25 protein-coding genes are annotated in these 19,797 nt (G+C 69.7%); 7 read left to right on the forward strand and 18 right to left on the reverse strand.

What is annotated here, in order from left to right:
- Nucleotide 1 precedes the first annotated feature (1 nt).
- From BARAN1_RS02325 to BARAN1_RS02335, 4 genes are all read left to right on the forward strand, one after another.
- On the forward strand, nucleotides 2-1,048 hold the full coding sequence (locus tag BARAN1_RS02325) for a 1,9-bis(guanidino)-5-aza-nonane synthase (protein ID WP_122030711.1): 1,047 nt from the start codon (nucleotides 2-4) through the stop codon (nucleotides 1,046-1,048).
- Nucleotides 1,049-1,180: 132 nt separating this feature from the next.
- Entirely contained in the window at nucleotides 1,181-1,525 is a 345-nt protein-coding gene (gene speD / locus BARAN1_RS06505) for an adenosylmethionine decarboxylase (protein ID WP_157959389.1), read from the forward strand.
- A gap of 14 nt (nucleotides 1,526-1,539) precedes the next feature.
- The gene (gene speE, locus BARAN1_RS02330; RefSeq protein ID WP_157959390.1) at nucleotides 1,540-2,385 is read left to right on the forward strand and encodes a polyamine aminopropyltransferase; all 846 of its coding nucleotides are present in this window, start codon (nucleotides 1,540-1,542) and stop codon (nucleotides 2,383-2,385) included.
- The gene (locus BARAN1_RS02335) at nucleotides 2,382-3,221 is read left to right on the forward strand and encodes an agmatinase family protein (RefSeq protein WP_122030713.1); all 840 of its coding nucleotides are present in this window, start codon (nucleotides 2,382-2,384) and stop codon (nucleotides 3,219-3,221) included. The genes speE and BARAN1_RS02335 overlap by 4 nt, the downstream gene beginning before the upstream one ends.
- A gap of 4 nt (nucleotides 3,222-3,225) precedes the next feature.
- On the opposite strand, the gene BARAN1_RS02340 is transcribed toward BARAN1_RS02335, so the two are convergent.
- From BARAN1_RS02340 to BARAN1_RS02425, 18 genes are read right to left on the reverse strand one after another with little or no spacing between them, the layout of a single operon-like run.
- The gene (locus BARAN1_RS02340; RefSeq protein ID WP_157959391.1) at nucleotides 3,226-4,140 is read right to left on the reverse strand and encodes a PfkB family carbohydrate kinase; all 915 of its coding nucleotides are present in this window, start codon (nucleotides 4,138-4,140) and stop codon (nucleotides 3,226-3,228) included.
- Nucleotides 4,137-5,465 carry an MBL fold metallo-hydrolase gene (locus BARAN1_RS02345; RefSeq protein ID WP_122030715.1) on the reverse strand — a complete coding sequence of 443 codons (1,329 nt, stop codon included), beginning with the start codon at nucleotides 5,463-5,465 and terminating at the stop codon, nucleotides 4,137-4,139. Before BARAN1_RS02345 ends, BARAN1_RS02340 begins: the two co-directional genes overlap by 4 nt.
- Before the next feature lie 10 nt (nucleotides 5,466-5,475).
- A complete protein-coding gene (gene nuoF, locus BARAN1_RS02350; RefSeq protein ID WP_122030716.1) occupies nucleotides 5,476-7,095 on the reverse strand; it encodes an NADH-quinone oxidoreductase subunit NuoF in 1,620 nt (539 codons plus the stop codon).
- Nucleotides 7,092-7,565 carry an NADH-quinone oxidoreductase subunit NuoE family protein gene (locus BARAN1_RS02355; protein WP_122030717.1) on the reverse strand — a complete coding sequence of 158 codons (474 nt, stop codon included), beginning with the start codon at nucleotides 7,563-7,565 and terminating at the stop codon, nucleotides 7,092-7,094. The genes nuoF and BARAN1_RS02355 overlap by 4 nt, the downstream gene beginning before the upstream one ends.
- Complete coding sequence (locus BARAN1_RS02360; RefSeq protein WP_122030718.1) at nucleotides 7,562-9,340, reverse strand: NADH-ubiquinone oxidoreductase-F iron-sulfur binding region domain-containing protein; 1,779 nt, start codon at nucleotides 9,338-9,340, stop codon at nucleotides 7,562-7,564. Before BARAN1_RS02360 ends, BARAN1_RS02355 begins: the two co-directional genes overlap by 4 nt.
- A complete protein-coding gene (locus tag BARAN1_RS02365; protein ID WP_122030719.1) occupies nucleotides 9,337-9,765 on the reverse strand; it encodes a hydrogenase maturation protease in 429 nt (142 codons plus the stop codon). Before BARAN1_RS02365 ends, BARAN1_RS02360 begins: the two co-directional genes overlap by 4 nt.
- Nucleotides 9,762-11,192, reverse strand: a complete 1,431-nt coding sequence (locus BARAN1_RS02370) for a Ni/Fe hydrogenase subunit alpha (protein WP_420196456.1) — start codon at nucleotides 11,190-11,192, stop codon at nucleotides 9,762-9,764. Before BARAN1_RS02370 ends, BARAN1_RS02365 begins: the two co-directional genes overlap by 4 nt.
- Before the next feature lie 8 nt (nucleotides 11,193-11,200).
- Nucleotides 11,201-11,728 carry an NADH-quinone oxidoreductase subunit B family protein gene (locus BARAN1_RS02375; protein ID WP_122030721.1) on the reverse strand — a complete coding sequence of 176 codons (528 nt, stop codon included), beginning with the start codon at nucleotides 11,726-11,728 and terminating at the stop codon, nucleotides 11,201-11,203.
- On the reverse strand, nucleotides 11,721-12,422 hold the full coding sequence (gene hoxU, locus BARAN1_RS02380; protein ID WP_122030722.1) for a bidirectional hydrogenase complex protein HoxU: 702 nt from the start codon (nucleotides 12,420-12,422) through the stop codon (nucleotides 11,721-11,723). The genes BARAN1_RS02375 and hoxU overlap by 8 nt, the downstream gene beginning before the upstream one ends.
- Entirely contained in the window at nucleotides 12,403-12,786 is a 384-nt protein-coding gene (locus BARAN1_RS02385; protein WP_122030723.1) for a (2Fe-2S) ferredoxin domain-containing protein, read from the reverse strand. Before BARAN1_RS02385 ends, hoxU begins: the two co-directional genes overlap by 20 nt.
- On the reverse strand, nucleotides 12,783-13,334 hold the full coding sequence (locus BARAN1_RS02390) for an ATP-binding protein (RefSeq protein WP_162297734.1): 552 nt from the start codon (nucleotides 13,332-13,334) through the stop codon (nucleotides 12,783-12,785). The genes BARAN1_RS02385 and BARAN1_RS02390 overlap by 4 nt, the downstream gene beginning before the upstream one ends.
- Nucleotides 13,331-13,804 (reverse strand): NADH-quinone oxidoreductase subunit NuoE, encoded by a 474-nt coding sequence (nuoE, locus tag BARAN1_RS02395; protein WP_122030725.1) that lies wholly within the window; start codon nucleotides 13,802-13,804, stop codon nucleotides 13,331-13,333. The genes BARAN1_RS02390 and nuoE overlap by 4 nt, the downstream gene beginning before the upstream one ends.
- Entirely contained in the window at nucleotides 13,801-14,559 is a 759-nt protein-coding gene (locus BARAN1_RS02400; protein ID WP_122030726.1) for a PHP-associated domain-containing protein, read from the reverse strand. Before BARAN1_RS02400 ends, nuoE begins: the two co-directional genes overlap by 4 nt.
- Nucleotides 14,556-14,888 carry a serine kinase gene (locus BARAN1_RS02405; protein WP_122030727.1) on the reverse strand — a complete coding sequence of 111 codons (333 nt, stop codon included), beginning with the start codon at nucleotides 14,886-14,888 and terminating at the stop codon, nucleotides 14,556-14,558. Before BARAN1_RS02405 ends, BARAN1_RS02400 begins: the two co-directional genes overlap by 4 nt.
- A gap of 9 nt (nucleotides 14,889-14,897) precedes the next feature.
- A complete protein-coding gene (locus tag BARAN1_RS02410) occupies nucleotides 14,898-15,305 on the reverse strand; it encodes an ATP-binding protein (RefSeq protein WP_231944287.1) in 408 nt (135 codons plus the stop codon).
- Between the two features lie 13 nt (nucleotides 15,306-15,318).
- Nucleotides 15,319-15,714 carry a hypothetical protein gene (locus BARAN1_RS02415; protein WP_197708813.1) on the reverse strand — a complete coding sequence of 132 codons (396 nt, stop codon included), beginning with the start codon at nucleotides 15,712-15,714 and terminating at the stop codon, nucleotides 15,319-15,321.
- A 9-nt stretch (nucleotides 15,715-15,723) separates the two neighbouring features.
- Nucleotides 15,724-16,956: a 2,3-bisphosphoglycerate-independent phosphoglycerate mutase gene (apgM, locus tag BARAN1_RS02420; protein WP_231944288.1), complete on the reverse strand. Its 1,233-nt coding sequence runs from the start codon at nucleotides 16,954-16,956 to the stop codon at nucleotides 15,724-15,726.
- A gap of 15 nt (nucleotides 16,957-16,971) precedes the next feature.
- A complete protein-coding gene (locus BARAN1_RS02425) occupies nucleotides 16,972-17,814 on the reverse strand; it encodes a TRAP transporter TatT component family protein (RefSeq protein ID WP_122030730.1) in 843 nt (280 codons plus the stop codon).
- Between the two features lie 111 nt (nucleotides 17,815-17,925).
- Between BARAN1_RS02425 and BARAN1_RS02430 the strand changes: the two genes are divergently transcribed.
- Genes BARAN1_RS02430 through BARAN1_RS02440 form a run of 3 tightly spaced genes read left to right on the forward strand, consistent with a single transcriptional unit; the run spans nucleotide 17,926 to nucleotide 19,781 of the window.
- Complete coding sequence (locus BARAN1_RS02430) at nucleotides 17,926-18,105, forward strand: ferredoxin (protein ID WP_122030731.1); 180 nt, start codon at nucleotides 17,926-17,928, stop codon at nucleotides 18,103-18,105.
- A gap of 42 nt (nucleotides 18,106-18,147) precedes the next feature.
- The gene (locus BARAN1_RS02435) at nucleotides 18,148-18,927 is read left to right on the forward strand and encodes a patatin-like phospholipase family protein (protein ID WP_122030732.1); all 780 of its coding nucleotides are present in this window, start codon (nucleotides 18,148-18,150) and stop codon (nucleotides 18,925-18,927) included.
- On the forward strand, nucleotides 18,924-19,781 hold the full coding sequence (locus BARAN1_RS02440) for a DMT family transporter (protein WP_231944289.1): 858 nt from the start codon (nucleotides 18,924-18,926) through the stop codon (nucleotides 19,779-19,781). Before BARAN1_RS02435 ends, BARAN1_RS02440 begins: the two co-directional genes overlap by 4 nt.
- Nucleotides 19,782-19,797: the final 16 nt, after the last annotated feature.

Genomic DNA, 19,797 nt, shown 5'->3' on the forward strand with positions numbered 1-19,797 from the left:
CATGGACCCCACCAAGCACGACTACCTCCGGACCCCGGTGGAACAGCTCGACCCGCGGGCGTTCGACCTCGTCCCCCTCCTCGACGCGATGGGGAGGACCGCGTTTCAGGCCCGCAATCTGGCCCGGGCAGCCCATACCTACGATCGGATGCTCTCGGATCCGGACTGCACGATCATTCTCTGCCTCGCCGGATCCCTCGTCAGCGCCGGCCTCGGGCGGACGATCTCCGTCCTCCTCGAACACGGGATGGCCGATGCCGTCGTGGCCACGGGGGCGAACATCGTGGATCAGGATTTCTTCGAGGCCCTTGGGTTCCACCACTACCTCGGGAGCCCCGATGTGGACGATAACGTCCTCCGCGAGCTCCACATCGACCGGATCTACGACACGTTCATCGATGAGGATGAGCTACGGGTCTGCGATCGCACGGTGACGGAGATCGCGGACGCCCTCCCTCCCCGTGCCTATTCGTCGCGGGAGTTCATCCGGGAGATGGGGCGGTGGCTCGTCGCGCGCGGGATGGGGGAGGGCTCGATCACCCGCCTTGCCTACGAGAATGGCGTTCCCATCTTCTGCCCAGCGTTCTCCGACTCCAGCGCCGGGTTCGGCCTCATCCTCCATCAGTGGCACCACCCGGACCGGCACGTGGCGATCGACTCGGTGAAGGATTTCCTCGAGCTGACGAAGATCAAGATCGCGGCGCGGGAGACGGGCCTCGTCATGGTGGGGGGAGGGGTCCCCAAGAACTTCGCCCAGGACGTGGTCGTGGCGGCGGATGTCCTCGGGGTCGATGCCCCAATGCACAAGTACGCGATCCAGATCACGGTGGCCGATGTGCGGGACGGAGGCCTGTCCGGCTCGACCCTCAAGGAGGCGAGCTCGTGGGGGAAGGTCGCCCAGGGTTTTGACCAGATGGTGTTTTCCGAGGCGACGCTCGCCCTCCCGCTGCTCGCAAGCTACGTCTACCACAAGGGCTCGTGGAGGGGGCGCACCGCGCGACGGCTGAGCGATGCGCTGGACGCCGCGTCGGTGCCCACCCGAGGCTAGCCCCCCTACGTTGGAGGGGAACGCTCCCTTCACTACAATCCCCACGCGTGACTCGGGACGGGCTGGGCCCACCCCGCAGGGAGCGGTGAGGGCCACTCGTTTTGTCTCAACCTACGTCACAGGGGGTGAACGATGCGTGGACTGGGACGGCAGCTTGTGGTCGAGCTGTGGGATTGCACTCAGAACACGAACGATGCCGAGGCGATCCGGGAGGGCCTCTATCGGGCGGTGGAACGGGCCGGGGCGTCGGTGATCGGTGTCCACGTTCATCCGTTCAAGCCGCACGGGGTGTCGGGGATGGCGATGCTCTCCGAATCCCACATCTCCGTGCACACCTGGCCGGAGATCGGGTACGTCGCGGTGGACGTGTTCACCTGCGGGGAGGACGTGACCCCCGAGGGGGCGGTGGAGGTGCTCCGCGATCTGTTCCGGCCCGAGCGGACAAGCGTGATCGAGATCCGGCGGGGGCTCCAGTGAGAGGCGGGGCGTGGGTGACGGAAGAGCAGGCCCCCGGGGTTCGGTTCTCGCTGGCCGTGGTGGAGCCCATCCTCCACCTCCGCACCCCACACCAGGAGCTCGATCTGGCCCGGACCCACGCGCTGGGGCAGGTGCTCACCCTCGATGGGCGGATCATGGTTACGGAACGGGATGAGGCGTTCTACCACGAGATGCTCGTCCACCCTGCGCTCCTCGTCCACGATCGCCCGGAACGGGTCCTCGTCGTGGGCGGCGGTGACGGTGGCGCGTTGCGGGCGGTCCTCTCCCATCCCCCCGTCCGCGAGGTGACCCTGGTCGAGATCGACGCGGACGTGGTCGCCTGCTGCCGAGCCCATCTCGCGGCCGTTCACGGGGGCGCGTTCGACGATCCGCGTGTGCGGATCGTGATCTCGCCCGCTGAGGACCACGTGCCCTCCTATCGGGGATCGTTCGACGTGGTGCTCGTGGACTCCCCCGACCCGATTGGGCCGGGCCGCGCCCTGTTCGCGCCACGGTTTCTCGCCGCGTGCCGGGCGGCGCTGCGTCTGGGGGGAGTGGTCGCCCTGCAGGCGGGGCCCCCGTTCTACCAGCCCCAGGTCCTCCAAGGTGCGGTGGGCGACCTGCGGGGCCTGTTCCCCCAGGTCGCCCCCTACGTCGGGTTCGTCCCGAGCTACCCGTCGGGGATGTGGGCGTACGTCCTCGCCAGCGAGCGCGACCTCGGGGCAAGTGAGGGAGACCTTGAGGAGCGGTTCCACGCGCGGGGCCTTCGCACGCGGTACTACACCCCGCGGGTTCATCGGGCGGCGTTCGTCCTCCCCCGGTTCGTGGAGGAGCTCGTCCGAGGCGCGGAGGGACGATGATCGGGCCGCTGCGGTTCCTCGGGCTGGACACGCCGCTTGAACGGGCGCGGGTGGCGATCCTTGGGGTGCCCGTCGAGCGCACCGTGTCCTACCGCGGCGGGCCGGCGCAGGCCCCGACCGCGATCCGCGCTGCGTCGGACTCGATCGAGCTCTACTCGCACCTCTTCCGGTGCGATCTCGCCCACGTCGGGGTGTGCGATCTCGGCGATGTGGATCCCCATGCGTCCCTGGCGGAGATGCTTCACGCCACGGAGGCCGAGGTGGGACGGATCCTTGATCTCGGGAAGGGGATCGTCGTCCTGGGGGGGGAGCACACGGTGGCGCTCCCCGCGGTCCGCGCGGCGGCGGGCCGTGGTTCCGTCCAAGTGGTGGCGCTCGATGCCCACACCGACCTGCGTGAGGAGTACGGAGGGGAGGAGGTGGCCCACGCCACCGTGCTGCGGCGGGTGAGTGAGGTCGCGGCGCGCCTCGTGATCGTGGGGGCGCGCTCGTTCTTCGGGGAGGAGGTCGGAGAACCGTTCTTCGCCCCGCCGGAGGGGATTGCGGACCGGCTCTCTCCCCGCCTCCCCGTGTGGCTGACCCTCGATCTCGATGCCCTCGATCCCGCCCTGTGCCCCGGGGTGACGAACCCCGAACCGGGCGGGCTCACGTATGGGGACGTGATCGGGATCTTCCGCACCCTGGGTCGGTTCCGGGTGGTGGGGATGGACCTCGTCGAGCTCGCCCCGCCGTTTGACCCGTCCGGCGTGTCGGCGATCACCGCAGCCAAGCTTGTTCTGGAAGCGATCGCCGCGTTTTGGGGCCGTAGCGTAGGTGAGGACGCCCGCCGCGGCTGACGGGCTAGGGGAGGGCCGGGCGAGCGAGGAGCTCCTGGACCTCGGCGGCGGTGGGGAAGGAGAGCGGCCCCCCCTGCCGCGCGGCGGCGAGGGCCGCGGCGGCCGTGGCGAACCCCGCTGCCTCGTACGGCCCCCGCCCGCCGGCGAGCTTCACGGCCAACGCTGCCCGGAACGCGTCGGCCGCCCCGGTGGGATCCACCACGGGCAGGCTGTGGCCGGGGAAGCGGGTCGCGCCCGCCCCCTCGATCAGGTAGGCCCCATCCGGGCCAGCGGTGATCACCACGCTCCGCACCCCGCGGGTGAGGAGGGCCTGTCCAGCCCGGGCCGCCTCCTCGGGGCTGCTCCCCGCTGTCGGGGAGGCCAACGCCTCCCGGCTCCCGACGAGGAAGTCCACCCGCTCCCAGGGGAGCGAAAGATCGCGGGGCGGAATCGGGTGCAGGACGACGATCGGCCGGGCGGGGGGGAGACCGGCGAGGAGGGAGACAAGCGCCGGGGCGGGGATGGCGAGGTCGAGGAGCACGGCATCCGCCTCTCGGATGGGGGGAAGGAACCGCGCAATGTACGCTTCGTCCACCCCTCCGTTCGCCCCCCCGGCCTGGGCGGCGAGGAACTGGCGGGTGGGCTCGATGAGGAGGAGCGACGCGCCGGTGGGGTCCCGCACCGAGCGCTCCACGGCCGCGATCTCGACCCCTGCTCCGCGGAGGGAAGAGAGGATCTCGTCCCCGAACGGATCTGCTCCCACGCGGCCGTACAGGGTGACCTCGGCCCCGAGGCGGGCCGCGGCGATCGCCTGCAGCGTCCCCGTCCCCCCGGGCTCGCGCCCAACGCCCCGACTGGGGACCATCTCCCCAGGACGGGGAAGGCGGTCTACCTCCGCCACGAGGTGGATGCTGAGCGTCCCGAGCACGGCGATCTTCACAACGGGACCGTCTCGTGCCAATCCGCGATGTGTGTCCGGCAGCCCGCAGACGCGAGCCGCGCGGCGAGGGAGTCGAACGCGGGGGGCTCCCCATGGACGAGGAACACCTCGCGCGGATCGGCATGAAGCGTCCAATCGACGAGGATCGGGAGGTCAGCGTGGGCGGACAGGCCCTCGATCTTGTGGACCGAGGCCCGCACCGGGACGATCGAGCCCAGGATCTCGACCCGCGATGCCCCGTCCGCGATCTCCCGTCCGAGGGTCCCCATCGCCTGGTAGCCCACGAACACGAGGGCTGACTCCGGGCGGGGGAGGTTATCGCGGAGGTGGTAGAGGACGCGTCCCCCCGTGCACATCCCCGATCCGGCGATGATGATCGCTCCCGAGTCCTCTCCGATCTTCTTCGACGCCTGTCGGGTGAGGGTGTACTCGAGGAGCTCGAAGTCGAACGGATCCTCGCGCCTCTGGAACAAGCGCCGGGCGGGGGACGGGAACCGCTCCGAGTACCGCTCGAAGATCCGCGTCGCCTGCGTGGCGAGGGGGGAATCGAGGTAGATCGGGCAGCTTGGGATTCTTCGCTCCTGCCACAGTCGGAAGAGGAGGTAGAGGACCTCCTGGGTCCGTTCGAGGGCGAACGAGGGGATGACGACGTTCCCGCCGGCGGCGAGGGCATCCACGATCGCGTCGCGGAGCTCCGCCACCGACGCTTCAAGGGGAGGATGTTCCCGATTGCCGTACGTGGACTCCAGCACCACGATGTCGGCCTTGGGTGGGTAGGATGGGTCCTCGACGAGGGGCTTGCCGCGGTTGCCGAGATCGCCCGAGAACACGACCGTCTTCCCCTCCGCGTGGAGCTCCACAAACGCCGCCCCCAGGATGTGGCCCGCATCATGGAACCGGAGGCGGACATCCCCGTTCAGGGCGATCTCCTCCCCGTACTCGAGCTGGGTCCCAAAGAGGTCGAGGGAGGCGAGGGCGTCGGCCGCGGTGTAGAGGGCGTCCTCTCCTTCTTCTTCTTGGATCCGGGCGGCGTCCATGAGCATCGCGTGGGCGATGTCCCGCGTCGGCCGGGTGCAGATCCCACGGCCGCGGAACCCCTCCCGGAACAGACGCGGGACGAGGCCGAGGTGGTCGAGGTGGCCATGGGTGAGGACGAGCCAGTCCACTCCCTTAGGGTCGAATGGGAACGGGGCTGTGTTGCGGGCCTCGAGCTCCGGGGGCCCCTGGAACATCCCGCAGTCGATGAGGATCCTCAGGTCTCCTACCTCGAGGTGGAAGCACGAACCCGTCACCGTGCCTGCCGCTCCGGCGAACGTCAGCTTCATCGCGCCCTCGTCAGTGGGAACCCCGGGCGTGGACCGTGGCCTGACACCGCGGGCACGTGGCGCTGGTGAGATGGGCGTCGAACTCCTCCCGGAACCCGACGAGGGCGCTGCGCACGGGAAGGGCCACCGATTGCCCGAGGGGGCACAGGGAAGCGGCCCGCATCGCGTCCACGATCCGCACCATCTGGTCGAGCGTCCCCCCGTCCGCTGTCCCCGCCTGGAGGGAGGAGATCAACCGCACCAGGACGTCGGTCCCGCTCCGGCAGGGGGCGCACTGGCCGCACGACTCGTGGCGGAAGAACCGCAGCACGCTCGCCAGCATGTCCACCATGCAGGCCGACTCGTCCAGCACGAGCACCGCCCCCGACCCGAGGGCGGCGGCCCGCTCGGCCAACGCGTCGAAGTCGAGGCGGACATCGAGCTCGCGCGGGGGGAGGAACGCCCCCGCCGCCCCGCCGATGAGGACGCCGTGGAGGGTCCGGCCGGGGAGGAGCCCCCCTCCCAGTTCGTAGATGAGGGTGCGGAGGGTGGTCCCCATCTCCACCTCGACCAACCCGGGGTAGCAGACGTTCCCGAGGATCGTGTACACCTTCGTCCCGGGGCAGCCGGGGGTGCCGAGGGTGCGGTACCATGCCGGGCCGCGGCGGATGATGTCCGGGACGTTCGCCAACGTCTCGACGTTGTTCACGACGGTCGGCTTCCCCCACAGCCCGTAGGTGACGGGGTAGGGGGGACGGATGCGCGGCCAGCCCCGCTTCCCCTCCAGGGACTCCAGGAGCGCTGTCTCCTCGCCGCACACGTAGGCGCCCGCCCCGGGGCGGACCTCGACCCGAAACGAGAAGTCCGTATCGAACACGCGCTCCCCCAGGACCCCCAATGCCTCCGCATCCGCGATTGCCCGCTCGAGGCGGGCGATGGAAAGCCGGTACTCGCCGCGGACGTAGATGATGCCGACGTGGGCCCCCACCGCGTACCCAGCGATCGCCATCGCCTCAAGCAGCCGGTGCGGGTCGCCCTCCAGGATGAGGCGGTCCTTGAACGTGCCCGGCTCTCCCTCGTCGGCGTTGCACACCACGTACCGTTCCCGATCGGAGGCGGTGCGGACCGCGGACCACTTGATCCCCGTCGGGAAGCCGGCCCCGCCGCGCCCTCGCAGCCCGGAGCGCTTCACGAGGTCGAGGACGTCGTCGGGCGACAGCACGGTGACGGCCCTCCCCAGCGCCTCGTACCCCCCGGTGGCGATGTATTCCTCGATCCGCTCCGGGTTGATGGCCCCGCAGTTGGAGAGGACAACCCGCGTCTGGCGGCCGAGCACGTCCGCCGGCCGCGCCACCGGGGCCATCGTCGGGAGGCGTAACCTCGCCACGGGGCGGCCCTTGAGGAGGTGCTCCTCCGCGATCGGGCGCGCGTCGGCCGGCGTGACGCCGGCGTAGTACACCCCGTCCGGCTGCACGGCGAGCACGACCCCGTGCCCGGAGATCCCGAGTGACCCCGTCTCCACCACCTGGACCTCGCCCTCCAGGCCGAGGTCGGCGATCGCCGCGCGCAACGCAAGGATGACCTCCTCCACGCCCGCCAACCGGGCCTCGTCGTCCACCCCCACGAGGACGTGCGCTCGGGCGAGGCTCATCGCTCCCCCCGGTACCGGGCCAGCGTCTCCCGCACCCGCGCCGGGGTGAGGTTCCCCACGACCTCATCGTCCACCATCATCACCGGCGCCACCCCGCACGCCCCGAGGCAGCTCGTCAGTTCGAGCGTGAAAAGGCCATCGGGCGTGGTCTCCCCGATGTCCACCCCGAGGACCCGCCGCAGCTCGGCGAGGGCCGACCATGCTCCGGCGAGGTGACAGTTCGGTGATTCGCACAGCCGGACGATGTGCCGCCCCCGCGGGCGGAGGCTGAACATGGAGTAGAACGTGGCCGCGTCACGGACGGCCGACAGGGGGAGCCCGACGTGGGACGCCGCGAGGGCCAAGTCATCGGGGGTCAAGCAGTTCCCCGCGTTCGCCGTCTGGAGGTCGTGGAGGAGGGCGAGGAGGGCCGAAGGCGAGCGCGGGTGACGGCTGGCGATCGCGTCCTTCGTTAGCGTCTCTTCCTTCATCGGGGCTCCTTCTTCACCGCGCCGAACGGGCACGCATCGAAGCATGCCCCACAGCGGATGCAGAGCTCGTCAGCGATCCGGTACGGGGCCTTCCCCGCCGTCCCCTGGGCGGCCCCGGTGGGACAGGCGCGGCGGCAGGCATCGCAGCCGCGGCATGCTTCGGGGACGACCACGTACCGCACGAGGTTGGGGCACACCCCGGCTGGGCAGGACCGGTCCCGAATGTGGGCCAGGTATTCCTCGGGGAAGTAGCGGAGGGTGGACAGGACAGGATTGGGCGCCGTCTGGCCGAGCGCGCAGAGGGACGCGTTCTTCATCATGTCCCCGATCTCGGTGAGTCGCACCAGGTCCTGCTCCGTTCCCTCGCCGGCGACGATCCGGTTGAGGATGGCGAGCATCATCTGCGTTCCCACCCGGCAGGGGACGCACTTGCCGCATGACTCGTCGGCGGTGAACTCGAGGAAGAACCGCGCCATGTTCACCATGCACGTCGCGTCGTCGAGGACGATCACGCCGCCTGACCCCATGATCGCCCCGTGGCGGGACAAGGAGTCGTAGTCCACCGGGATGTCGAGGAGGGAGGCGGGGAGACAGCCTCCGGATGGTCCGCCGATCTGGACAGCCTTGAACTCCCGCCCGGCGGGGACCCCACCCCCGATGTCGAACACGAGCTCGCGGAGGGTGATCCCCATTGGGACCTCGACGAGGCCCGTATTGCGTACCTTGCCGGCGAGGGCGAACACCTTCGTCCCCTTGCTCTTCTCCGTCCCGACGGCGGCGAACGCCGCCGGCCCTCCCAGGACGATGTGGCGCACGTTGGCGAACGTCTCCACGTTGTTGATGAGGGTGGGCTTCCCCCACAGGCCGTGGGTCGCTGGGTAAGGGGGCCGCGGCCGGGGCTCGCCCCGCCGGCCCTCGATCGAGGCCATGAGGGCTGTCTCCTCTCCACACACGAACGCCCCTGCCCCCATGCGGAGCTCGATGTCGAACGAGAAGTCGCTCTCGAAGATCTGCGCCCCGAGGAGCCCCAGCTTGCGGGCCTGGGCGAGCGCCACCTCCAGCCGCCGGATGGCGAGGGGGTACTCCGCCCGGACGTAGACGTAGCCCCGGCTTGCCCCCACGGTGTAGGCGGCGATCGCCATCCCCTCCAGGACTGAATGGGGGTCCCCTTCGAGGATCGCCCGGTCCATGAACGCCCCCGGGTCGCCCTCGTCAGCGTTGCAGATCACGTACTTCGTGTCCCCGGCCGCCGCCCGCACGAGCTCCCACTTCGTCCCAGTCGGGAACCCCGCCCCCCCCCGGCCGCGCAACCCGGACTGCTTGACGGCGGCGATCACCTCGGCGGGGTCCAGCGTAACGACCTTCCCCAACGCCTCGTACCCCCCGGTGGCGATGTACTCCTCGATCTTCTCCGGGTCGATCGTGCCACAGTTGCGGAGGACGAGCTTCATCTGGCGGGAAAAGAACGGGATCTCCTGGGGCTGGGGGGCTCCCTCTGTCCAGAGGAGCCTCCGCACCGGGCGGCCCTTCAGGAAGTGCTCGCTCACGATCTCCGCCGCGTCGTCCGGCTTCACCCGCACGTAGAACGTCCCCTCCGGGTACACGAGGAGGACTGGTCCCAGTTCGCACGGCCCCATGCAGCCCGTCTCCACGATCTGCACCTCGGACAGGAGGTCGTGCGAGCCGAGCTCATCGAGGAGGGCTCGCTTCACCTGATCGCTCCCCGACGACTGACAGGCGGTCCCCGAGCAGAGGAGGACCTGGATGCGCCTCATGGGTTCCCCCTTTCCCCGAGGTACGCCCGCAATCGGCCCACCAAGGCCTCTGCGGCCCGCCGCGTGCGGGGGGACAACCCCTCCCCGAGCGACAGGTCGCGCGCGGGCACGGTCGCCAGCCACGCCAGAGGAGCGTGGCCGAACAGGTGCTCTGCCCACGCGAGGAGGCCGCGGGGCGTGAAGGCATGGGTCAGGGCGGGGCGATCCCCAGGGCGGACCCGTTCCCACCGCACCGGGCCCGCGCCGACCCGGGCGTCCACGAAGATCACGAGGTCGGCGACCGCCACTTGCGGGATCAGTTCTGGAACGAGGTCCTGAGCTCCCATCACCTTGACGTCGTCCGTATTGTGGAGGCGGCTGGCCACCCACAGCCCCGCGCCGTCGTCCCTCCGCAAGGGGTGGCCAAGGCCAATGATGAGGATCATGCCGCCCGCACCACCTCGTCCAGGATTTCCCCGTCCGGGCCGAGGAGGACCACCTTGAGCGGCATCTGGCCCGCGGCGTGCACCGAGCAGGAGAGGCAGGGGTCGTAGGCGCGGATTCCCCCCTCCAGCCGGTTGAGGAGCCCCTCGGTGATCTTCTGTCCATCGAGGTAGTGATGGGCGATCTGGGTCACGGTGCGGTTCATGGCGAGGTTGTTGTGGCCGGTGGACACGATGAGGTTCACCCTTTCCAGGACACCGTCCTCGTTCACCCAGTAGTGGTGGAAGAGGGTCCCCCGCGGGGCCTCGTGGACCCCCACCCCTTCTTGCTCGTTCACCCCCGCCTCGGCCCGCACCCGCGGGGAGAGGATCTCCGGGTCCTCTAGATATAGGCCGATTCTCTCCAGCGCCGCCACGATCTCGATGAGGCGGGCATAGTGGTAGTGGAACGAGCTCGTCACCGCCTTCCCGTCCGCGGTGGCGCGGAAGCGGGTGAGGGCCGCGTCGGCGAGCGGGGTCCCGATCCGATCACAGCAGTTGAGGCGGGCGAGCGGCCCCACCCGGTACAGCCCGTCCGGGTACCCTGCTTCCTGGAAGTACGGGAACTTGAGGTAGCTCCACCCCTCCACCGCTTCCCCGATGTACTCGGGGTAGCGCGCCGGGTCGAGGCCATCCGCGACGATCGCGCGGTCGGCATCCACGAACCGGATCCTCCCCCCGTGGTGCTCCCACGCCCCATCCTCCCCGACGAGGGACATGAACAGGGATGGGAAATCCCCGAACGAACGGACCTCCTCCGCCCACCCTGGCACGCTCTTCTCGTACAGGGCAAGGGCATCCTGGGCGATGCGCATCGCCTCAGGGAGCTTGGCCGCCAGCCGATCGCGGGCTTCCGCGGTCAGGGGGGCCCGCACGCCCCCCGGGACGGCCCACGCGGGGTGGACCCGCCTCTCGCCGAGGGAGGAGATGATCTCCTGGCCATACGCGCGGAGGCGGATCCCGTTCAGGGCGAGCTGAGGGTCTGCCGCAGCGAGGCCGAACACGTTGCGTGCTTTGGGATCGGAATCCCATCCGAGGAGGAGATCGGGGGAGGAGAGGTGGAAGAAGGACAGGGCATGGGATTGCACGTACTGGCCGAGGTTCATGAGCCGCCGCAGCTTGTCCGCGGCCCGTGGCGGGCGGACGGCGAGGATCGCGTCGCCGGCCTTGGCCGAGCACAGGAGGTGGGACACGGGACAGATCCCGCAGATGCGGGCGGTGAGCGCCGGCATCTCCCACAGGGTGCGGCCGCGACAGAACCGCTCGAAGCCACGCCCCTCCGTGACATGGAACCGAGCCCGGCTCACCTTGCCGGCACGGTTCAGTTCCACCGTGATCAGGCCGTGGCCCTCGATTCGCGTTACGGGTACTTTGATCTCGCGCAAAGGCACCCCCTGCGTCATCCGAACCGGAGGTCCGCGCCGGTGAGCTCGGGCCTCTTCCCGGCGAGGAGCCCCTGGAGGAACACCCAAATCCGGTCCGCCGGTGGTGGACACCCCGGCAGGAAGCGGTCCACGGTCACGATGGCGTGGAGGGGGAGCGCTTGGGGAAGGAGCTGCGGGACATCGCCCTCCTCCAGCCCGGGGACCTCGCCCTCCCCGTACACCGTTCGCAGCACTTCCTCGCGGTGGATCGGATTGCGGAGCGAGGGGACGTTCCCCGTGACCGCGCAATCCCCGAACGCCACGAGGATCTTCGTCTTCCGCCGCATCTCCGTAAGGAGATGCCGCTGCTCGCTGTTCCCGATCGCGCCTTCGACGAGGAGGACGTCCACGTCGTCGGGGTACTCCTTGATGTCCACGATCGGCGAGTACACGAATTCCACCTTCGTTGCCAGCTCCAGGAGCCGCTCGTCGAGGTCGAGGAACGACATGTGGCACCCCGAGCAGCCGGAGAACCAAACCGAGGCGACGCGGACCTTAGGCACGGGGCCTCCTTTCTGTGATCTCCGCGAGGAGGGCGGGCCGCTTCTCCTGCTCGGCGGTGATCTTCCCCTTCTCGAACAGGGCGCCGGTGGGGCATGCCTGGACGCATTTCCCGCACCCAGTGCAGGTCACCGATCTTCCCCACGGGTCGCCGAGATCGGCCTCGACCAGGGTGTGGACCCCCCGCCCCGCGAATCCCCACGTGAACGCGCCCTCCACCTCCGCGCACGCCCGCACGCAGCGGCCACAGAGGACGCACCGGTTGTGGTCGATCCCGAACTTGGAATGGCTCGCATCGACCGCCAGGGCGGGGAAGCGGTAGGGGAAGGTCACGTGATCCATCCCGAGTTCCGTCGCGAGGTCCTGGAGCTCACAGTGCCCGTTGGAAACGCAGAACGCGCAGATGTGGTTCCGTTCAGCGAACAGAAGTTCGAGGATCGTCCGGCGGAGGGAGGTCAGCCGGTCGGAGTTGGCGACCACGTCGAGGCCCTCCTGGGCCGGGGTGGCACACGCGGGGACGAGTTTCCCGTTCCAGTTCCGGATCTCGACCAGGCAGAGCCGACACGCGCCGACTGGACATAGCGCCTCGAGATGGCAGAGGGTGGGGATGCGGACCCCGGCCGCACGCGCGGCGTCGAGGATCGTCTGCCCGGGCTCGGCCTGGGCCGGGACATCGTCAATGCGCAGGTTGATCATTCGTCACCTCCCGTGCCTCCACCACCCGCTCGGAGAGGGGGCGACCGTTGACCACGTGTTCGGCCACGATCCGCCGGGCGAAGGCCTCGTCCACTTCCCCGTAGATCGTGATCCGGGTCGGTTCGTGGACTTCCACGATCGGCTCTTGGGCGGCGAGCCCCTTCTCCCCGGTCTGGGTGACGACCACATCCCGGAGGTCGCGGCGGGCGACCTCGTCCAGGATCGCCCGCAGGGTCTGGCGGGCCCCGGCGGCGATGCCCGATGTGCCCATGCCGACCACGATCTTCACCCGGGACGGCCCCCCGCGGAGCCGCAGCTCGGCCTCCGCTCGCTCCCGGATCCTCCTCAGCTCATCGAGCTTCATTTGTCCTCCTTCAGCCCAACCGCGTCCATCCCTTCCCGGAGGGCCTCCTCCAAAAAACAGAGCACCTCGGGGTGGGTCAGCGGGATGTCCCCGATGCGCTCACGGATCTCGCCTGTACAGAGCCGCCACGTCCCCCGATCATCGCTGAGCTCGACCGTGAACTCAACCCCGGGGCTGGTGGCGATGAGGGGGGCGAGGGTGCCCGCGAGGTCCCCCAGGGGAGGGCGATCGGGGTGGTCCCATCCCAGGCGAGCGCGGACCCGCGTTCCCCCCTCCGGCCGCGTCTCCACCGCCCAGCTCCCCCCCGTCTCCTCCGCCGTCTGGGCGAGGAGGGGGAGGCCAAGGCCGACCTGCGATCCCTTTTTTGTCGTGTAGAAGGGGTCCATCACTCGGGCGAGCTCCGGCTTCGGTATCCCCGCCCCATCATCGGAGACCTCGATCAGGAAAGAGTCACCGCATCGGGAGAGGGAGATCGAGACGTGCCGTGCCCCAGCCCGCAGGGAGTTCTCGACGAGATCGGCGAGGTGCATCGCCAGATCCTCGATCATCCCCCGCCCTCTCGGATCTGACGGAGGATGCGCTTCGTCCTCTTGGGATCGAGTTTCCCGTAGACATCGTCGTCCACCATCATCACCGGGGCGAGGCCACATGCCCCCAGGCAGCGCACCCCTTCCACGGTGAACGCGCCGTCGGCGGAGGTTTCCTCCAGGCCAACGCCCAATTCCTCGCGGATCGCCTTGAGGATGTTCTCCGCTCCCCGCACGTGGCACGCCGTGCCCAGGCACAGGCGCAGCGTGTGCCTGCCCACCGGGTTGGTGCGGAAGAAGTGGTAGAACGTGACGACGCCCCGCACCTGGGACAGGGGCACCCCCACCACCGCGGCGACCACGGCCTGGGCCCCTGCGGGGACATGCCCAAGCTCGCTCTGGACGCGGTGGAGGGCCTGGATCAGTTCCGACGGCCGCCCCGCGTAGGCCTTGACCAGTTCCGCGACCCGGGTCTCAGTGGCTACGGTCATCCTTCCTCCTTCACTTCTCGGCTCGGCCGCACCTTCCGGCCGCCCCGGCCGCGGAACGCGTCTCGGAGCTCAGCGAGGGTCGGTGCCGCGATGAAGTACTCCGTCCACGCCCGCCCAATCTCCTCCGGGAAGTGGGCATCCGAGCCGCGCACGATCGGGCGCCCCCGCAGCGTGGGCCACGCCGCGAGCGCCTCTTCGACTGGGGTCCACGGTGCGATCTCCACCGCCTGAGGCCACTCTCCTTCTGGGAGCAGGCCCAGCACGGCGAGGAGGCCCCCCGGCACCCGCTCCACATGGGCCGGAACGGCGACCCCCCCTCGCTCCTCGACCCGGCGCACGACCTCCGCGAGCGGAAGCGCCACCGGGGAGAGGAGGAGCCGCTCCACCCGCCGCACGATCTCCTCACGCTCATCCACGACGACCTGGTCCCCGAACAGGTCCGGATCGCACGCGATATCGGGGAGGTACGAGTAGAGCTCCTCCTGGAGGAGGAGAGCGGCTTCCTCGTCGGCGAAGTACGCGAGGACTTCGACCTCTTCCGCGGTCTGAATCTCCATTCCCATGAGTACGATCGGCGCCCCGGCGGCGAGGCGCCGCACGTACCGTCCGTTCTCGGCCGCATTGTGGTCGCAGATCGCGATGAGATCAAGTTGGGCTCGCCGCGCCTCGGTCACGATGCGCGGCGGGGACATGGCGAGGCTCGCGCAGGGGGAGAGGGTGGAATGGATGTGGAGGTCGGCGCGCCACCACCTCATGGGTGAAGCACGCGGTAGAGCTTCCCCGCGACCACGAACGCGGGGTCTGCGGAGAGGAACAGGTTGACCCGTTCCTGGGCGGCACGGGCGATCACGTCCGGGGTGGGGCGCAGGCCCCGCGGGAACACGATCCCCGCGACATCGCGGAGCTTTCCTACCGCAACCACGTTGAGGTGGCGCTGGTGGGTGATCCAGAGGTCCCCCGCCTGGGCGTGGGCGAGGACGTCCGAGAGGAGATCGGAGCAGTAGCCGCCCCGGACATCCCGGGTGAGGTCAGCGCCGACGAGGGTCTCCCAGCCTAGATCCGCCACGATCTTCGCAACCTCCATCCTCCCTCCTTAGAAGAACGGGACCCCGAGGAGGATGGTCGCTCGGACCACGGTGCCCTCCCCGACGCGCGATCGGATCTCGAATAGATCGGAATTCTGTTCCATGTTGTTGATCCCAAGCCCCGCCCCGAACCCGAGCTCGCGCGCCCAGTCGGGGGCAGTGGAGTACCCAGGTTGGCTCACCAGTTCCACGTCAGCGATGCCCGGTCCGTCGTCGGAGAACAGGAGCTCGACGCGGTCCTCCTTCACGAGGAGGATGACCCGTCCACCATGGGAGTAAAGGACGATGTTCATCTCCCCCTCGAAGCAGATCACGCTCGCCCGCCGCACCACGTTGGGGCTCATCCCCAGGGCGAGGAGCTCGCGGCGGACCTCGGTGGACACCGTACCAGCCTGCTCCAGGTCGCGGGGGGCCACCGGGTAGATCCGTCTAAGAACGAGTGGCGTCCGGGGGGGCATGGTCGAGGGGCATTTGTTTGCGCTGCGCCGCGTGCAAACCAGCTTTGTAGAGGATGCCGCACGTCTCGAACATGATCCGGCGGGTGGCGAGGAGGGGGATCCCCGTTCCCATCGCGTACTCGACCGTGGCAGTGGCCGGCAGCTTCCCGCGCACGAACAGGACGGCCCCCATGTTCATGACCTCGGCGACCCGCACCACCTGGGGGGTGATCATCCCCGTGATGAGGAGCACGCCTTCTTCTTGGACCATCGCCAGGACGTCGGAGAGGAGGTCCGCGGCGAAGGCGCGGCTCACTTCCCGTTCCGCCTGATCGGCGCCGGTGATGAACTCGGCCTCAACGAGCTCTGCGATCTCCCGTAGCTTCACCGCCCCTCCTCACGCCCCAAACTTCGGGCCCAGGTCACAGTACCCGAGGAGCTGGGGCACGAGCCGGCCCGCGAACCGGCCGAGCCCGCCCCGGCCCGCGGCCCGCTCCCCGAACGCCCTGCTCCCGTCCGGTCGCACCGCCGGTCCCACGAACAGCACAGGCACCGGGTCCGCAGTGTGCTCGCCCACCGCCGGGGGGGTGGTGTGGTCCCCCGATACGCAGAGGTGGACGGCATCCCACGGGAGGTCTGCGAGGAGCGGGGCGAAGAACTCCCGGTCAGCGCGCTCGATGAACTGCCGTTTCGCCTGCGCATCCCCGTCATGGGCGGCATTGTCCGTGCCCTTGATGTGGACGAAGATGAGCGCGGAATCCTCCCGGGCCGATAGAGCGGCGCGGGCCTTGGCGCGGAGGTCGGTCTTGAGGTCGCCGGTCGCCCCGGGAACGTCGAGCACGGTGAGGCCGGCCAGCCGCGCCACCCCCTTGTACAGGGCTCCGCCGGCGATGCATACCCCCCGGATCCCGTACTCATCCGTGACCGGCCGGAGGTGGGGCATCGCCGCCGCCCCGCGGAGGAGGATCGCGTTCGCCGGAAGCTCGCCGCGGCGGGCTCGCTCCCGGTTCAAGGGGTGGTCGCGCAGGGCCTCGTGCGCGCGGCGGGTGAACGCGTTCACGATCTCCGCGGTCCTCCGCGCCCCTGCCTCATGCCCTTCCGCCCGGCTCACCGGGACGCCGACCGCGTGAGGGTCCGTCTCCGAGACGGCGGGGGAAAGCCCCGGCCCCCGCAGGACGAGGGCGCCCCGGTGCTCGGTCGAGGCGCGGAAGAAGAACTCCACCCCGAAATCGTCGAGCCGGATCCCGTTGATCGCCTCCTCGAACGGCTTCCCATCCGGGAGCCGCCCCGCGCGCCGATCGAGGACGATGAGCTCCCCGTCCCGTTCCTCCACGGTCGCGAAATTGGCCCGGAAGCAGACGTCGCCCCCGCGGACGTCCATCCCGATCCCGAGGGCCTCGAATGCCCCGCGGCCCGTGTACACGCGCTGCGGGTCGTAGCCGAAGATGGAGAGGTGGGAGGTGTCGGATCCCGGCCGGACGCCGGGGGCGACGGGGTCCATCAGGCCGAGCGCGCCGCGGGCGGCGAGGCGGTCCAGGGCCGGGGTCACGGCCCGTTCGAGGCACGTCGCCCCATTCAGGTCCGTGGGCCGCCCGGCGAGCCCGTCTAGGATGACAAGGATCCCAGTCATCTTCTTCATCCCTGGCTACCTGTCCTGGATCTCGCCGAGGAGCTCCACGGCCCGGAGCTTGACGTACCCGTTATCGAGGGCAGCCTCCCCGAGCGGGGCATCGATGATCTGCTGGAGCTCCTCCCGCGCCTGGGCCCATTCCCCGGCGGGAATGAGGTAGTACTGAGCGAAGAAGAACCGGTTCTCGAGGTAGTCGGGGTAGGAGGCGATGGCCTCCCCAAGCAGGGTCCGCACCTTCTCCGGGTCCTTGGAGAACGGGTGCTCGGCCCAGTATGCGGCGAGGGCCCGCAACGGGCCGCCGTAGATGTACCCCCGATCGAGCTCCAGACACCGCTCGATCAAGGCCACGAGCTTCTTGTCATCGCCGCGCAGCGCGGCGGCCACGAGCCCCATCCCCCCTCCCAGCTCGACCTTCCGCGCCCAGTTCGAGTACGTCCAAAAACAGGCCGCGATGTCCGTGCTCGTCCGCACGGCCTCGACGAACCCCTTTTCCTTCTCGACCCGCACGAACTCGGGGTCCGCGCGGAGGGCCCGTTCCCCGTACTCCTGGCCCTTGACGTGGACATCGGCCTTCTCCTTCTCGGGGAGGAAGATGTCGGCCAGCGTGTAGTAGCAGCGGGAGAGCATGTTCAGGGCATGGGCGTAGTTTTCATCTTGGGCGAGGGCCTGCTCGTAGAGCTCGATCGCCCTCTCCAGCATCCGTTGAAGCTCCGCGGCGACACTGGGCGTGTATTGGGTCACCCAGATCTCCTCGAACAGGGCATCGCCCTGAGCGGCGAGCTCGGCCGCGGTCTCGCCGAGGGAGGGCACGACCAGCGCGGCGAGGAGGGACACGATCCAGAGTGTTCGGCGAAACACGACACACCACCTCCACAGTGGGTTTCCGGTACTATACAGACGAGGCACGGGGGCGGCAACAGGGCATAGATCAGGTTATAGTACGCGATCAGCGCGATCAAAGGAGGCACCATGGCTGTTCGAGTGGATCAAGACATGTGTACGGGATGTGGGTTGTGTTCGCAGGTCTGCCCAGAGGTGTTCGAGGTCGGCGATGACGGGTACGCCCACGTGATCAAAGGAGCGGACCAGTCGCTCTCCTGCGTGGACGAGGCCATTGACCAGTGCCCGGTCGGGGCGATCAGTAGGTAGCTGGAACGGGCGGGCCTCGACCGTGGCCCCGCCTTACGGCCCATGAAACGCGTCGGCCTCGCCCTCAGCGCGGGCGGCCCGCGGGGGGTCGCCCACCTCGGCGTCCTGCGCGCCCTCGTCGAGGCCGAGATCCCCATCTGCGCCATCGCTGGGACGAGCGCAGGATCCTATGTGGGGGGGCTGTTCGCGGCGGGAGTGCCCCTCCCCGAGATCGGACAGTTGTGGGAGGAGCTGGGGTTCTGGCGAACGGCGCGGTTCCTCCTCCCCACGTTCCCGTGGCGGGGGTGGAGCTCGGGGGAGGAGCTGCGGCGCGTCCTCCTCGAGATCGTGGGGGAACGGCGGATCGAGGACCTCCCGATCCCGTTCGCCGCGGTGGCCACCGATCTTGGCTCCGGCGAGCCGGTTGCCATCCGCAGGGGGAGCCTCGCCGACGCGATCCGTGCCTCCCTGTCCGTGCCGGGCCTGTTCGTGCCCGTGGATCTGGATGGCCGAGCATTGATCGATGGCGGAGTGGCCCACCCCTTGCCGGTGGATGTGACACGGGAGCTCGGGGCGGAGGTGGTGGTGGCGGTGGACGTCCTCGTCCCCCCGGCGGAGAAGCACCTCACCCGGGTAACGGTGTTCGGCGTTCTCTTCCAGATGGCGACCATCTTTCAGAAACGGATCGCCGAGCTCGAGGTCGCCGCGATGCAGCCGGAGGTCCTGATCTCCCCTGACTTCAGCGACGGCCCGCCGACGTACGCATCCGTCGGGATGGCAGCGGAAGCTGGCTACCGGGCTGCCCAGGCCGCGCTCCCCGCGATCCGCGCTCTCGGCACGTGACCCCCACCCCGGCGACTCGGGCGGGCCTCGTCCTCACGCTCGGGGTCGTGTCCCTGTCCTGGGCGGCGGTCCTCATCCGCCTCACCGTGTCCCCCGCTGTGACCGTCGCTGCCTGGCGGATGACCCTCGCCGCGGCCCTCCTGGTCCCCCTGTGGGGGGTTCGCCGGGCCCGCCTCTCCCGGCGCGGGCTGGGGCTGGCCCTCGTTGCGGGAGGGTTCCTCGCCCTCCACTTTGCCCTGTGGACCGAGTCCCTCCGCCTCACGACGGTGGCGAGCTCGGTGGCCCTCGTCACGACGAACCCGCTCTTCGTGGGGCTCCTCTCCTCCCTCTTCCTCGGCGAGCGGCCGTCGCAGGCCTTGTGGCAGGGGATCGGCCTGTCGGTGGCGGGGGGCCTTCTCATCGGGTGGGGGGACTTCGCGCTCGGGGGAGCGGCCCTCCTCGGCGACGTGCTCGCCCTCCTCGGGGCAGTGGCCTCCTCCGCCTACCTCCTCGTCGGGCGACGGGCGCGGGACGAGGGACCCCTGGTGCCGTACGCGACCGTGGCGTACGGGATAGCAGCGGCCCTCCTCCTTGCGGGGGCAAGCGGGGGTGGCGATCCGCTCCCCCTGCCTACGGAGTGGCTTTGGATTGCGCTGCTGGCCCTCGGCCCTCAGCTCCTCGGGCACACGAGCGTGAACTGGGCGTTGCGCCGGTTCCCCGCCTCGGCGGTGGCGGTGGCGATCCTCGGCGAACCGGTGGGGGCGACCCTGTGGGCGTACCTTGTGTTCGGGGAGGTGCCGGGGATCCCCCAGGGGATCGGGATCGTCCTCGTTCTCCTCGGGATCGTGCGCGCCCTGCGCGGGGTGAGGCTCTAGCCTCCGAGTGACCCGG

Source organism: Candidatus Bipolaricaulis anaerobius (genome assembly GCF_900465355.1).
In the GTDB taxonomy this organism is placed as follows: domain Bacteria; phylum Bipolaricaulota; class Bipolaricaulia; order Bipolaricaulales; family Bipolaricaulaceae; genus Bipolaricaulis; species Bipolaricaulis anaerobius.